The sequence below is a fragment of the Mesorhizobium sp. M7A.F.Ca.US.005.03.1.1 genome (assembly GCF_003997975.1).
Taxonomy (GTDB): domain Bacteria; phylum Pseudomonadota; class Alphaproteobacteria; order Rhizobiales; family Rhizobiaceae; genus Mesorhizobium; species Mesorhizobium ciceri.
In genome coordinates this window covers 1-12765 of the sequence record NZ_RZRO01000040.1, presented here as the reverse complement: position 1 = coordinate 12765, position 12765 = coordinate 1, and the positions used below count along the sequence as shown (strand labels likewise).

The 12765-nt window shown below is 63.9% G+C and carries 12 protein-coding genes; 4 read left to right on the top strand and 8 right to left on the bottom strand.

Features of this window, described 5'->3' with window-relative positions; translation table 11 throughout:
• Positions 1–52 precede the first annotated feature (52 nt).
• From EN990_RS17745 to EN990_RS17730, 4 genes are all read left to right on the top strand, one after another.
• Positions 53–2176, top strand: coding sequence for an SMP-30/gluconolactonase/LRE family protein (locus tag EN990_RS17745; RefSeq protein WP_127385517.1), 2124 nt, complete (start codon positions 53–55; stop codon positions 2174–2176).
• Positions 2173–3228: a hypothetical protein gene (locus EN990_RS17740; RefSeq protein ID WP_127385518.1), complete on the top strand. Its 1056-nt coding sequence runs from the start codon at positions 2173–2175 to the stop codon at positions 3226–3228. The genes EN990_RS17745 and EN990_RS17740 overlap by 4 nt, the downstream gene beginning before the upstream one ends.
• On the top strand, positions 3228–4724 hold the full coding sequence (locus EN990_RS17735; RefSeq protein WP_013530841.1) for a sugar ABC transporter ATP-binding protein: 1497 nt from the start codon (positions 3228–3230) through the stop codon (positions 4722–4724). Before EN990_RS17740 ends, EN990_RS17735 begins: the two co-directional genes overlap by 1 nt.
• 219 nt (positions 4725–4943) lie before the next feature.
• Positions 4944–5351 (top strand): carboxymuconolactone decarboxylase family protein, encoded by a 408-nt coding sequence (locus tag EN990_RS17730; protein ID WP_127369128.1) that lies wholly within the window; start codon positions 4944–4946, stop codon positions 5349–5351.
• A gap of 4 nt (positions 5352–5355) precedes the next feature.
• On the opposite strand, the gene EN990_RS17725 is transcribed toward EN990_RS17730, so the two are convergent.
• The 8 genes from EN990_RS17725 to EN990_RS17685 all read right to left on the bottom strand — a co-directional run bounded on the left by EN990_RS17725 (position 5356) and on the right by EN990_RS17685 (position 12645).
• Positions 5356–6243: an amidohydrolase gene (locus EN990_RS17725; RefSeq protein ID WP_164753885.1), complete on the bottom strand. Its 888-nt coding sequence runs from the start codon at positions 6241–6243 to the stop codon at positions 5356–5358.
• The gene (locus EN990_RS17720) at positions 6243–7379 is read right to left on the bottom strand and encodes a VWA domain-containing protein (protein ID WP_127369130.1); all 1137 of its coding nucleotides are present in this window, start codon (positions 7377–7379) and stop codon (positions 6243–6245) included. The genes EN990_RS17725 and EN990_RS17720 overlap by 1 nt, the downstream gene beginning before the upstream one ends.
• A 199-nt stretch (positions 7380–7578) precedes the next feature.
• On the bottom strand, positions 7579–8460 hold the full coding sequence (locus EN990_RS17710) for a MoxR family ATPase (RefSeq protein ID WP_013530845.1): 882 nt from the start codon (positions 8458–8460) through the stop codon (positions 7579–7581).
• Between the two features lie 7 nt (positions 8461–8467).
• Entirely contained in the window at positions 8468–9472 is a 1005-nt protein-coding gene (locus EN990_RS36655) for a molybdopterin cofactor-binding domain-containing protein (RefSeq protein WP_013530846.1), read from the bottom strand.
• Position 9473: 1 nt separating this feature from the next.
• The gene (locus EN990_RS36650; protein ID WP_127388341.1) at positions 9474–10841 is read right to left on the bottom strand and encodes a xanthine dehydrogenase family protein molybdopterin-binding subunit; all 1368 of its coding nucleotides are present in this window, start codon (positions 10839–10841) and stop codon (positions 9474–9476) included.
• Positions 10842–10852: 11 nt separating this feature from the next.
• Complete coding sequence (locus tag EN990_RS17695; protein WP_127370349.1) at positions 10853–11335, bottom strand: (2Fe-2S)-binding protein; 483 nt, start codon at positions 11333–11335, stop codon at positions 10853–10855.
• A gap of 59 nt (positions 11336–11394) precedes the next feature.
• Positions 11395–12189, bottom strand: a complete 795-nt coding sequence (locus tag EN990_RS17690) for an FAD binding domain-containing protein (protein WP_063172536.1) — start codon at positions 12187–12189, stop codon at positions 11395–11397.
• Between the two features lie 12 nt (positions 12190–12201).
• Positions 12202–12645, bottom strand: a complete 444-nt coding sequence (locus EN990_RS17685; protein WP_127370659.1) for an SRPBCC family protein — start codon at positions 12643–12645, stop codon at positions 12202–12204.
• Positions 12646–12765: the final 120 nt, after the last annotated feature.

Below are 12765 nucleotides of genomic sequence, written 5' to 3'. Positions count from 1 at the left end.
GGTGACCGGAAGGATCCGGTCACCTCGTCCCCTCATGGAATAGCAGCAGCCGATGTCCTTTCGCGAACGCCTCCAGTCCTGGCGCTACAATCTCGTGCCCGACCATGTCGTCGGCGAGATACTGACCAAACGCTGGACCGACAACGCCATTCCGTTCCTGGCGCTGGTGGCGACATTGGCGACCTTCGGCTCGGTCATTCCCGGCTTCTTCAAGCTGACCGCTTTGCAGGAATCGACCCGCCAGCTCGGCGAGTTCTCGATGGTCGTCACCGGCATGACGGTGGTGATGCTGGGTGGCGGCATCGATCTGTCGGTCGGCTCGATCTTCGCGCTGTCGTGCTTTTCCGCCGTCTATGTCTTCTTCATCCTCGAACAGTCGATCTGGCTGGCGCTGGCCGCATCGCTCGCCACCGGCCTCATCTTCGGCGCCATCAACGGCTACCTCGTCGGTTATCTCCGCTTGCGCGCCTTCCTCACCACGCTGGTGACCTTCATCTTCGGCCGGGCGCTGTTCGACATCCTGGTCACCACCTATGCCGCCGATGTGCAGCTCTCGACCGCGACATCGGATGTGCTCGACTTCATCGGCGACAGCACCTTCTGGGGGCTGTCCGTCTCGGTGTGGCTGGCGATCATCCTGGCCATCGTCACCCATATCGCGCTGACGCGTTCGCGGCCCGGCTGGCACGTGCTGGCGGTCGGCGGCTCGAGGCGCTCGGCGCATAATGCCGGCATCCGCGTGCGTCGCACCGTGTTCATGACTTATGTCTTTTCCGGCTTCTGCGCCTCGATCGGCGGCTTCCTCATTGCTTGCCGGCTGAGCGGGGCAGGGCCGGGAACCGGCCTCAACCTCGAGATCATGGCGCTGACGGCGGCGGTGGTCGGCGGCGTCAGCCTCGGCGGTGGCCGAGGCTCGGTGATCAAGGGGCTGATGGGCGCCATCATCGTCTTGACCATGACCAATGGGCTGATCCGGCTGGGCTACGGCACCGGCACCAACCAGATGGTGCTCGGCATCATGTTGGCGGTGGCGGTGACCATCGACATCCGCTGGCTGAAGAACCGGCACAAGGTGCTGAATGAGGTCTATGTCGCGCCGGTCTATCTCAAGATGGGCGAGACACAGTCGGCCGCACTCGGCTCGGGCACGCCATACGAACTCGACAACAGGCTGTCGGCCGCAGAGCATATCGGGCTTGGCGAGCTGGAGGGGCCGGAAGACGTCATCCTCGACCGCGACGACAATCTCTATTGCGGCACGCGTCATGGCGAGATCGTCCGCTTCTTCGCGCCGGACTATGTCAGGTCGGAGGTGTTTGCCCACATCGGCGGTTTCCCGCTGGGGCTGGCCTTCGACAAATCAGGCAATCTGATCAGCTGCGTCGGCGCGATGGGGCTCTACTCCGTCTCGCCGGATCGTGAGGTCAAAAGACTGTCGGCCGAAACGTCGCGCTCGTTGACCTCGATCGTCGACGATGCACGGCTGCGTGACCCCAATGACTGCGACATCGCACCCGATGGGCGCATCTATTTCACCGACTCGACCAAGCGCTACGATGCGCATGACTGGGCGCTGGATTCGATCGAGAACCGCGCCACCGGCCGGCTGCTGGTCTACGACCCGAAGGACGGCTCGACGAAGACGTTGCTCGACGGCTATCGCTACACCAACGGTGTGTGCATGGCGCATGACGGCAAGTCGCTGTTCTTCGCCGAAAGCTGGGCCTGCCGCGTGCACCGCTATTGGCTGGAGGGGCCGAAGGCCGGCACCGCCGAATGCGTCATCCGCGACATGCCGGGCTATCCCGACAACATCAACCGCGCCTCCGACGGCAATTACTGGATGGCGTGGCTCGGCATGCGCACGCCGAGCTTCGACCTGTCGCTGCGCCATCCCGACATGCGCAAGCGCATGACGCGCCGGCTGCCGCAGGACGAATGGCTGTTCCCCAACATCAACACCGGCGGCGTGGTGAAATTCACAGAGAAGGGCGGCATCGTCGAGGCGATGGGCGACCTCACCGGCGGCGCGCACCCGATGGTCACCTCGATGCGCGAGCACAAGGGGTATCTGTTCGTCGGCGGCATCCTCAACAACCGCATCGGCCGCTACAAGATTGCAGGCGCCGACCCGAACTGGACCAGCCCCGCTTCCTATTGGGGAGCAAAGCCATGATCCTCGACCCGGTGCTCGACCTGTTCCGCGGCAAGGCGGTGACCATCCCGCCGCTCGACGGCGCTTTTCGCCCCAATACGCGGCTGGATGATGCGCCGGCTTTTGCCGAGCTGACGGAACCGGATAATCTGCTGGTTACCGGTGACAGGCTGCTGGTCTCCAGCGGCAACGCCATCCATTCGATTGCTGCTGGAGCGCAACCTGTCGTGGTCGAGACCTTTCCGTCTGCCGTCACCGCGCTGGCGCTGTCGCCATTGGGCGAACTGACGGTCGGGCTGGAAAGCGGCAAGTTGCTGATTGGCGGCAGCGACGTTTCACTGCCGGCCGGGATCAGCTGCATCACCGCACTAGCCTATGCGGATGACGGCACGCTGTGGCTGGCGAACGGCTCGGCCGAGCATGCGCCATCGCAATGGGCCGCCGATCTGATGAAGAAGGGCGCGTCCGGTTCGCTCTGGAAGCGAGACGCGGCAGGCGGTGATTTTCGCAAGCTTGCCGGCGACATTGCCTTTCCCTACGGGCTGCATCCTGTCGGCAAGGATGTGCTTGTCAGTGAAAGCTGGCGCCATCAGTTGGTGCGTTTCGGCGGCGCGACGGGCAGCCGTTCGACGGTTCTGACGCATCTGCCGGGATATCCCGCACGGCTGTCGCCGTCCGCCGATGGTGGGGCCTGGCTGACCTTGTTTGCGCCGCGCAACCGGCTGATCGAATTCGTGCTGCAGGAAACGCATTACCGGCAGGACATGCTGAGCCAAGTGCCGCCGGCCTACTGGATCGCGCCGGCACTGGCGTCCAGCCGCAGCTTCCTCGAGCCGCTGCAATGCGGCGGCATCCGCACCATGGGCATCCACAAGCCGTGGTCGCCGAGCCGCTCCTATGGGCTGGTGGTCAGGCTCGACCAGAAGATGCAGCCGCTGTTCAGCCTGCACAGCCGCGCCAACGGCACGCGTCATGGCATCTGCAGCGTTGCGGAAAAGGACGGCCGGCTGTTTGTCGCCTCCAGAGGCGGCGACTGCGTGCTGGCGATCGACCTCGCTTCGGGAGGTTTCTGATGGAACCGATCGTTCGGCTGGAAAACGTCACCAAGAATTATCGCGGCGTGCCCGCGGTGAAGAACGTCAGCTTCGAACTGCGCAAGGGCGAGATCCATGCGCTGCTCGGCGAGAACGGCGCGGGAAAATCGACGCTGACCAAGATCATCGCCGGTGTGGTCGATGCCACCTCGGGCAAGATGTTCCACAAGGGCCAGGAAATCGCCTACGCCTCGCCGCACGCAGCGCTTGAAGCCGGCATCGCGATGGTGTTCCAGGAGACCAGCCTGGTGCCGTCGATGACGGTGGCGCAGAACCTTTATCTCGGCACCGAAAAGTTCCTCAACCGGCTGCGCGGCACCTACATTTCAGCGCAGCAGTTCCTGCAGTCGCTGAATTTTCCGGTCGACCCCAACGCCATGGTGGCAACGTTGGGCGCCGCCAAGCGGCAGATGGTCGAGATCGCGCGCGCCGTCCACCACAATGCCGAGATCATCATCTTCGACGAGCCGACGGCGACGCTGACGCCGGAGGAGAAGCGGCACTTCTTCGCGCTGATCCGCCGGCTGAAGGCGGGCGGCGTCTCGATCGTCTTCATCAGCCATGCGCTGGAAGAGGCGCTCGATATCGCCGACCGCATCACCATCCTGCGCGACGGCGAGCTGGTCATTACCGACGACACATCCGCCTTCGACCGCGACAGGATCGTTTCCGCCATGGTCGGGCGCACGCTATCGGGACAGATCTACCGCCAGCGCGACGAAGCGAAGCTGCGCAAGGCGGGCAAGAAAGTGCTGTCGGTGCAGGACATTTCGATGAGCAATGTCGTGCGCAACACCTCTTTTTCGATCTTCGAGGGCCAGATCACCGGCGTGTTCGGGCTGATCGGCTCCGGCCGCACCGAGACATTCAAGATCGTCTCAGGCATCTACAAGCGGGATTTCCTGCGCGGCGGCGCGATTGAACTCGATGACAGACCGGTGCGCTATCTCGTGCCGAGCGAAGCGGTGGCCGACGGCATCGTCTATGTCACCGAGGACCGCAAGAGCGAAGGCATCTTCGAGACGATGGGCATTGCCGAAAACCTGTTCGGCGGACTGCTGGCGGCGGGTCGCGAAAAGGCCTGGGTGATCAACACGCAGGAGATGCGCGCGCTCTCGGCCGAATGGACGAAGACGCTGAACATCAAGGCAATCAACGACAATGCGCGCGTCGTCGAGCTGTCAGGCGGCAACCAGCAGAAGGTGGTGATCGGCAAGGGGCTGGTGCAGAAGCCGCGCATCGTCATCTTCGACGAGCCGACACGTGGCGTCGATGTCGGCGCGATCGCCGAGATCCACCAGATCATCAACCGGCTGGCCGATGAGGGGCTGGCCGTCGTCGTCATCTCGTCCTACCTGCCGGAGATCATGAACCTGTCCGACCGCATCCTGGTCTGCCGCCAGGGCCGCATCGTCGAGGAGTTTTCGCCGGCGGAGGCCACGGAGGAGAAGATCATGTACGCGGCCGTGCATTAGATTCAGGTGAGGCCGGCCTGCAAATGGCGGTTTCCTGCGCTTCCGGTGCTCACGTACGAAAAGTACGCTCCGCTCCGGTTCTCGGAACTCACCATTTTCGACTCGGCCTGACCTGAATCTAGACGCCGGCGCTGGAAAAGTGAATCGGACGAGTGGATTGGCCGCAATTGCTCAAGACCTGATTCAATTCACGCAACGATCCAACGAAGGAAAAACCCCATGGCCACCACAAAACTCCTCAGCGATGCCGAGGTCGAAAAGATTCCCGCCGTGAAAGCCGTGTTCGACGACATCCGCGCGACGCGCAAATCCGATTTCGTCAACAATTTCTGGCGCGGGCTGGCCAATGATCCTTCGGCGCTGAAGCGGATCTGGGAACAGTTGAAGGTGGTGATGGTCGCCGACAGCGCCATCGATCCGCTGACCAAGGAGATGATCTACATCGCGGTGTCGACCGCCAATGGCTGCTCCTACTGCGTCCACTCGCACACGGCTGCAGCCCGCGCCAAGGGCATGACCGATGCGCAGCATGGCGAACTGGTGTCGATCATCGGGCTCGCCGGCCAGACCAACCATCTGGTGACGGCGATGCAGATTTCAGTCGATCCGCAGTTCGAGGTGAAGTGAGGCGTCACACTGGCCGGTAAACCTTCTCCGCCGTGTTCCAGAAGATATCCGCCTCGGCCACCGCACCATGCTTGGCCACCGCGTCGCGGTGCGCCTTGATCAGCTCAGCGTGGCTGGTCCACAGCTTCTCGATCGGGAAGTTCGAGCCGAACATCAAATGGTCGGCACCCAGGATATCGATCGCGTTGTCTACGACATAGGCGATCAGCAGGGGATCGTTGCGGTGGACGAAGGTGCCGAGGCCCGACAGCTTGGCGTAAAGATTGGGCGCCGCCGACAGCGTTTGCAGGCCTGCCTTCCAGGCCTCGGTGGTTTCCGGTTCCATGCCGGTCAGCATGCCTGCATGGGTGAGGATGAAATTCGTTTCGGGGTTCTCGCCGACCAGCGTCAGGCCGTCCTTCATCTGGGCGGGGAAGAGCTGCAGGTCGAAGGACAGGCCATAATCCTTGAGCCGCGCCACATTGGCGCGCACTTTCGGGTCGATCACCTGATCGGCGAAGGCGGCGAAGCGGAAGGCCGGGGTCTCGTGCCAGTGCAACTGCATGCGCACGCCGCGCAGCAGCTTGTATTTCATCAAGCGATCGATCTGAGGCCTGATATCGTCGACGGTCATGTCGGTGTAGCCGACGATGGCATGCGGCCAGCCGGTTTCGTCGGACGTCTTCTGCAGGAAAGCGACTTCCTTCTCGAAATCCTCCTTGGCCCAGTTGGTCTGGACGTAGACGGCCTTCTCGACGCCTGAATCCCTCTGGTCTTCGAGAAATTCCTCGATCGGATAGTCGCGCCGGATCGGTTCGTAGGGGCCGAAGATGCGCGGCACCATCGGTCCGACCAGCCATGGCTGGTCCTGTTGGCGCCAGATGTGAAAATGTGCGTCGATGGTTTTCTGCATCATGAAACCCTCTTCCAGATTGTCGCCGCCGCCGGAGCAGGGCGGGCGAGCGACAGGATGAAATCGGTGAGACCGGCAAGCGACGAGCCGTCGACGAGATCGTCGAGGTCGGGCAGGATGGCGCGAAGTGCCGCCGTTGCCGGCCGGAAGCGCGGGTCGCCGGCCAAAGGTGTAGCCAGCGACAGCCGGAAGGCGCGGACGCTCAGCCGCCGCATGGCTGTCTCCAACTCGGCATGATCGCCGCGTTCCAGCGCGTCGGACAGGATGACGATAGCGGCACCGCGTGCAAAGGCTGAAAAGCGCGGCACCGATAGGAAGGCGAGCAGCGTCGGGCCCATGCGGGTGCCGCCGTCCCAATCGTCGACCTGGGCTGCGGCGCGGGCCAATGCCTGGTCGCGGTCGCGGATGCGCAATGCCGCGGTGATGCGGGTCAGCCGCGTGCCGAAGGTGAAGATTTCGGCGCGGTCCGCGCCTTGCACGGCGGCATGCGCCAGCTTCAGATAGTCCGCGGTGTGCAGCTTCATCGAGCCGGAAACGTCGATCAGGAGCAGCAGCTTGCGCGGCACGGTCTGGCGGCGGCGCAGCAGCGGCGAGGGTACGTCGCCATCGGCGCTGACGATTTCCCGCAGCGACCGGCGCAGATCGAGCTTGCCGCGCGAATGCGTGCGCACGGTGCGGAACGAGCGGCGGACGGGCAAGGCTGAAGCGAGCCTGCGGCGGAAAGCGGCAAGGTTGTCGTCGTCGCGCTTGAAATCGCGGGTACTCAGTTGTTCGGCTCCGGAAGAGAGTTTGCCACCTTCCTGATGGCTGATGACCTCGATCTCTTCCTGGCTCGCACCGCCATCATCCTTGATGCGGGTTTCCTCGTCGGCGTCGCCTTCGACTATGGCAGATGTGTTGCCATAGAAATGGCTCTGGAAATGCGCTTCGAATTCGTCGCGGCGGTCGGGCGGCGGCGCCAGGGTGGCGAGGGCCGCCTCGCGGATGTCGGCCATCGAGCGTGGACCGAGCAACGTCACCGCCTGCATGAAACAGGAGACTTGCTCGGGGGCTATGGCAAAGCCGTAGCGGCGCAAGAGCCTGGCAAAACCCAGGAATGGGGAGGCGGCGCGGGGGAGGCTTGTTTCCCGCATCATTCTGTGTCGCCCCCCTCTGTCCTGCCGGACATCTCCCCCTCAAGGGGGGAGATTGGCAGCTTCGGCGCTTCGCTCTGTTCGGCGACGTCAGCGATTAGCGAAAGCGGGGATGACATCCGATCTCCCCCCTTGAGGGGGAGATGTCCGGCAGGACAGAGGGGGGCGCTGTCCCGCCAGCCTTGCGAAATGACCTCCCGCGTCACGCCAGTGCCTCCTCGACGATCCGTCCAAGCTCCGGCGCAATGTAGGAAAGGTCTTCCTCGTCCTTGATCAGCACGCCGATGGCGCGGCGGAAGGCTTCCGGCCACGGGCTGCCGCCCTTCTCCAGGATGGTCGCGGCATTGGCCCATTCGACGGCCTCGGCAATACCCGGCGGCTTGGCCAGCGGCCGGGCACGGATGGTCTGCACGGCCGCCGCCACTGCGCGCGCCGTTGCTTGCGCCACATCGCCGGCGCGCAGCATGATGATGGCGGCCTCGCGCTCGGCGTCGGGATAGCCGATCCAGTGGTAGACACAGCGGCGGCGCAGCGCCTCGGCAAGCTCGCGGGTGCGGTTCGAGGTCAGGATGACGATCGGCTGTGCCGTGGCGCGGATTGTGCCGCGTTCGGGAATGCTGATCTGGAAATCGGAGAGGAATTCCAGAAGCAGCGCCTCGAATTCATGGTCCGAGCGGTCGATCTCATCGACCAGCAGCACCCGCTGCTCCGGCGCCTTCAGCACCTGCAGCAGCGGCCGGGCGATCAGGAAACGGTCTTCGTAGATGTCGATCTCATGCTCGCCGGCGTGGCGAATGGCGAGCAGCTGGCGTTGATAATTCCATTCGTAGAGCGCATGCGCAGCGTCGATGCCTTCATAGCATTGCAGCCGCACCAGATCGCGGCCGAGCAGCGCGGCGATCGCCTTGGCCGCTTCCGTCTTGCCGACGCCTGGTGCGCCTTCGAGCAGCAGCGGCTTCCCCAGCCGGATCGCCAGGAAGATCGCGGTCGCAAGACTGTCGTCGGCCAGATAGCGCGAGGCGGCAAGATGCTGCGCCACCGCCTCCGGTGAGATTGCGACAGTCTCGGCGCTTGTCCCGTTCATTCCAGCCTCAGTTCGCCGCTTGCGCCTTCAGCGCGCGCAGGACGCGCTCCGGCGTGATCGGCAGTGTGTCGATGCGCACGCCGACGGCGTCGAAGACGGCATTGGCGACCGCCGGGATCTGCGGGTTGGCGCACATTTCGCCCGGCCCCTTGGCGCCGTATGGCCCGTCCGCCGATGGCCGCTCCAGCACGATGATCTCGGTCTCGGCGAGGTCGCCGGGGCCGGGCATCAGATACTGGTTGAAGTCGGTGCCGCCATGGTCGCGGTTGGGATAATAGGGCTCGGTCGTCTCGTAGAGCGCGTGGCTGATGCCCATCCACGAACCGCCGACCAGTTGCTGTTCGACCATTTTCGGGTTCAGCGCGCGGCCGATCTCGAAGACGTTCTTCACAGTCAGCACGGTGACCTCGCCGGTCTCGTCGTCGACCTCGACCTCGGCCACGGTGCAGGCATGCGCGTAGCAGGTCGACGGCTTCATCGCGCCGGTCTCTTTCTCCGGATAGGAGCGCGGAATCAGGAACATGCCGCGGCCCGAGATCGAGCGGCCGCGCTTGAAATGCGCCGACAGCGCGACATCGAAGATCGAGATCGATTTTTGCGGGGCGCCCTTGACCAGGATGTTGCCCTGGCCGTCTGTCTCGAGGTCGGAGGCGTTCACCTCCAGTTCCTCGGCGGCCACTTCCAGCATCACCTGCCGCGCTTCCCTTGCCGCCTGGATGACGGCGTTGCCGGCGCGGTGCGTGCCGCGCGAGGCGAAGGTGCCCATGCAGTGCGGGCCGGTGTCGGTGTCGGCGGTGTCGACGACGACGCGGTCTGTCGGCACGCCGATGGTCTCGGCGCAGATCTGCGCCATGATCTGCTTCATGCCCTGCCCGAGATCGACCGATGACAGCGTCACCATGAAATTGCCTGTCGGCGTCGAGTGCACCAGTGCCTGTGTCGGGTCGCCGCCGAGGTTCATGCCGGTGGGATAGTTGATCGCGGCAACGCCGCGTCCGCGCCTGATCGCCATCTCAAGCTCCCTTCACGTAGGAGGACATCGCCAGGTACTTTTCCGCCACCGGCCAGTTGGCGGCGCGCGAAGCTTCCTGCATGCATTCGATCAGTGCGGCGCCCTCTGTCGGCTGGCGGTGCGCTTTCATATCATCGTCGCGATAGGCGTTGATGAAGCGGAATTCGAGCGGATCCATGCCGATCAGCCGCGCCAGCTTGTCCGTCTGCACCTCCAGCGCGAAATCGCCGATGGTGACGCCGAAGCCGCGCATGGCCGACGACGGCGTGCGGTTGGTGTAGACGCAGTAGGTGTCGATCCAGACGTTCGGAATAGTGTAGGGGCCGGGATAATGCCCCGCGCCCTTCTGCGCGCCATAGGGCGAGTGGCGCGAATAGGCGCCGGCATCGGTGTATCCGGTGACCTTGCGCGCGACGATGCGGCCATCTTTCATGACGCCGTCCTTGATGACGACCTTTTCAGCGGCGCGCGGCGACGAGATCTGCATCTCCTCCTCGCGGCTGTAGATAAAACAGACTGGTCGTCCTGTTAGTTTTGCGCCGAGGATGGCGATCGGCTCGACGATGACGTCGACCTTGCCGCCAAAACCGCCGCCGACTGTGCCGCCGACGAAATGCAATTTGCTGCCCGGCATCTGCAGGATGATCGAGGTGTTGTCGAGCGTGAAGAACATCGCCTGCGTGTTGGTGTAGCAGGTGAAGCGGTCATTGCCCTCGGGCGCCACCACGCAGCCGGTGGTCTCGGTCGGCGCGTGCTCGATCGGCGAAGACTGGTAGCTCTGCTCCAGTATGTGGTCGGCGCCGGCGAAGCCCGCCTCGACATCGCCGAAGCGCACCTTACGGCACTCGCCGCTATCATAGAGGTAATAATTCTGGCCGTGATATTCGTTGACCAGCGGCGCGTCGGGTTTCAGCGCCTCTTCCATGTCGAAGACGGCCGGCAGCACCTCATAGTCGACCTTGACCTTGGCTGCGGCCTCTTGTGCCGCGCGCTCGGTTTCGGCCAGCACCGCCACCACGGCCTCGCCCTTCCAGCGCACCTTGCCGTCGGCAAGCACCGTCTCGTCCTCCGGCCCGATCTGGATCAGGATCAGGATGGTGTAGACATTGTGCGGCACATCCTTGGCGGTCAGAATTTTCACCACGCCTGGATGTTTCTCCGCCTCGGAGGTGTCGATCGAGCGGATGCGGGCATGGTGATGCGGGCTGCGCACCATCTTCAGGTGCAGCATGCCGGGAAAGTTGCGGTCGGCGAAAAAGGCGGTCTTGCCGGTGACATGGCCGGGTGAATCCGAGCGCGGCCGCGGCTGGCCGATCTCGTGCAGATCATCCTTGCGGACATCGGCGAAGTAGCTCTTGCGCAGTTCCATTTTTTGTAACCTCAAGCCGCGTTCTGAGAGTTGGACCGCGCGGCGGTGAGCACCGCCTGGATGATCGGCTCGTAGCCGGTGCAGCGGCAGATGTTGCCCGACAGCGCCTCGACCACCTCGTCGCGGCTGGGATTGGGCGTGTGGTCGAGCAGCGCCTTGGCCGCCATGATCATGCCCGGCGTGCAGAAGCCGCATTGCGTGGCGAACGTGTCGAGGAAGGCGCGCTGCAACGGGTGCAGCACGCCGCCTTCCGCAAGACCGGATGTCGTGGTGATGGTTGCACCATTGCAGGTCTCGGCCAGCGTCAGGCAGGAGAGCCGGAGTTCGCCGTCGATGATGACCGAACAGGCACCACAAGTGCCCTGATGACAGCCGCCCTTCGGCGAGGTGTCACCGATCTTGTCGCGCAGCGCCTGAAGCAGCGTCGTGCCGCTGTCGATGAATTCGGCCTTTTCCGAGCCGTTGAGCGTGAATTGAACCGGAACCTTTGCCATGTTTTCCTCCCAGCGCGCCTGCCCGAACCAGCGGACAGACGCGCGCCCCCGAACAAATATTATGCGAGCAGCAACCGCCCGAGATGAACCGGCAGGACTTCGGCGCGATACCAGGCGCTGGCGATCGGGTCGGTGATGGGCGAGGTGCCATCACCGGCCGCGGCCAAGGCCGGCGCGATACCGTCAGCGGTCAGCGTTCGGCCGATCAGCGCTTTTTCCGCCGCCCTGGCGCGCATGGGCCGATCCGCCATGCAGCCGAGCGCGATCCGCGCCGAGGTCACGGAGCCATCCGACGACAGTTCCAGAGCACCGGCTATGCTGAGCACGGAGACGCCCTTGGGCTTTACCCTCGACACTTTCAGGAAGCGGAAACTGTCGGCCTTCGGAAGCGTGAAGCTCACGGAAGTGACGACGACGCGGCTGCCGCCCCGATTGGCCAGAAAAGTCTCGATCGGCGTTTCACCGTCATCGGTGCTGACCGTCGCATCGAGCGCCAGCAGGGCAACAGCGAAATCGCCATACGGGCTCGGGGCAAAAAGATTGCCGCCGACGGTCGCCATGTTGCGGATGGCCGGGCCTCCGACGGCACGGGCGGCCTTGGCGAGCGTGCCAAGCTCCGGATGGTCGGCGATCGCCGCCATCGTCACCGAAGCGCCGATGCGGACTTTATCGCCGGCAACGGCGATGGTGGACAAAGACGGCTCGGTCGACCTGACAAGGCCGGAAACCGAAACGTCGCCTTCATTGGCCGCGCGGACAACCAGCGTGCCCCCGCCGAGATAGCGTGTGCCCTGGGCTTTCAGTGCCGCGCTAGCGTCCTTCACCGTTGCAAAAGTCTGCAGTGCCAGCGCCATGGTTGGCTCCTGTCAGCTCTGGCCGGCGAAATGGCTTTTCAGGGCGTTGAAGCCGCCCTGAAAGACATTGGCGCCCATGCCCTCGGCCAGCTTGTCTGCCTCCTCGGGCGCGGCGTCGAAGCTGGCGGTCCATTCGGCGTAGGTGCGGTCGCCATCGGTCACGCGCCGCAGCTGCAGGGTCGCCTTGTGGTTGGTCAGCGGCTGCGGCGTCTCGAGGATGGAGTAGCTGACCAGGTAATTCTGATCGGAGAAGTCGAGCAGCTTTTCGCGCAGGCGGGTGCCGCTGGCGAGCTGGAAATTGCGCACGCAGCCGATCGTGGTGGCATCCTTGCCGTCTTCAATGTGGCTTTCCACCATGCGCGGATGCCAGTCCGGCAGCCCGTTGAAGTCGCGTATGCGCGCCCAGACCTTTTCGACCGGCGCGTCGATGACGCTGGAGATGGTGACTTTGGCCATTCAAAATGTTCCCTTGCAAAAGCGATCCGGTGCAAGGGTAGGGCGGCCATTTCAGCGACGCTTATCAATGCGTCTTGAGCGCCTATCAAGGAGTCTGAAAAAGGGCGGGGAGTCTGAAAA

Excerpts from the sequence above, each read along its gene's own strand:
- EN990_RS17745 (WP_127385517.1), top strand. The coding sequence starts at position 53 with ATGTCCTTTCGCGAACGCCTCCAGTCCTGGCGCTACAATCTCGTGCCC.
- EN990_RS17740 (WP_127385518.1), top strand. The coding sequence starts at position 2,173 with ATGATCCTCGACCCGGTGCTCGACCTGTTCCGCGGCAAGGCGGTGACC.
- EN990_RS17735 (WP_013530841.1), top strand. The coding sequence starts at position 3,228 with ATGGAACCGATCGTTCGGCTGGAAAACGTCACCAAGAATTATCGCGGC.
- EN990_RS17730 (WP_127369128.1), top strand. The coding sequence starts at position 4,944 with ATGGCCACCACAAAACTCCTCAGCGATGCCGAGGTCGAAAAGATTCCC.
- EN990_RS17725 (WP_164753885.1), bottom strand. The coding sequence starts at position 6,243 with ATGCAGAAAACCATCGACGCACATTTTCACATCTGGCGCCAACAGGAC.
- EN990_RS17720 (WP_127369130.1), bottom strand. The coding sequence starts at position 7,379 with ATGATGCGGGAAACAAGCCTCCCCCGCGCCGCCTCCCCATTCCTGGGT.
- EN990_RS17710 (WP_013530845.1), bottom strand. The coding sequence starts at position 8,460 with ATGAACGGGACAAGCGCCGAGACTGTCGCAATCTCACCGGAGGCGGTG.
- EN990_RS36655 (WP_013530846.1), bottom strand. The coding sequence starts at position 9,472 with ATGGCGATCAGGCGCGGACGCGGCGTTGCCGCGATCAACTATCCCACC.
- EN990_RS36650 (WP_127388341.1), bottom strand. The coding sequence starts at position 10,841 with ATGGAACTGCGCAAGAGCTACTTCGCCGATGTCCGCAAGGATGATCTG.
- EN990_RS17695 (WP_127370349.1), bottom strand. The coding sequence starts at position 11,335 with ATGGCAAAGGTTCCGGTTCAATTCACGCTCAACGGCTCGGAAAAGGCC.
- EN990_RS17690 (WP_063172536.1), bottom strand. The coding sequence starts at position 12,189 with ATGGCGCTGGCACTGCAGACTTTTGCAACGGTGAAGGACGCTAGCGCG.
- EN990_RS17685 (WP_127370659.1), bottom strand. The coding sequence starts at position 12,645 with ATGGCCAAAGTCACCATCTCCAGCGTCATCGACGCGCCGGTCGAAAAG.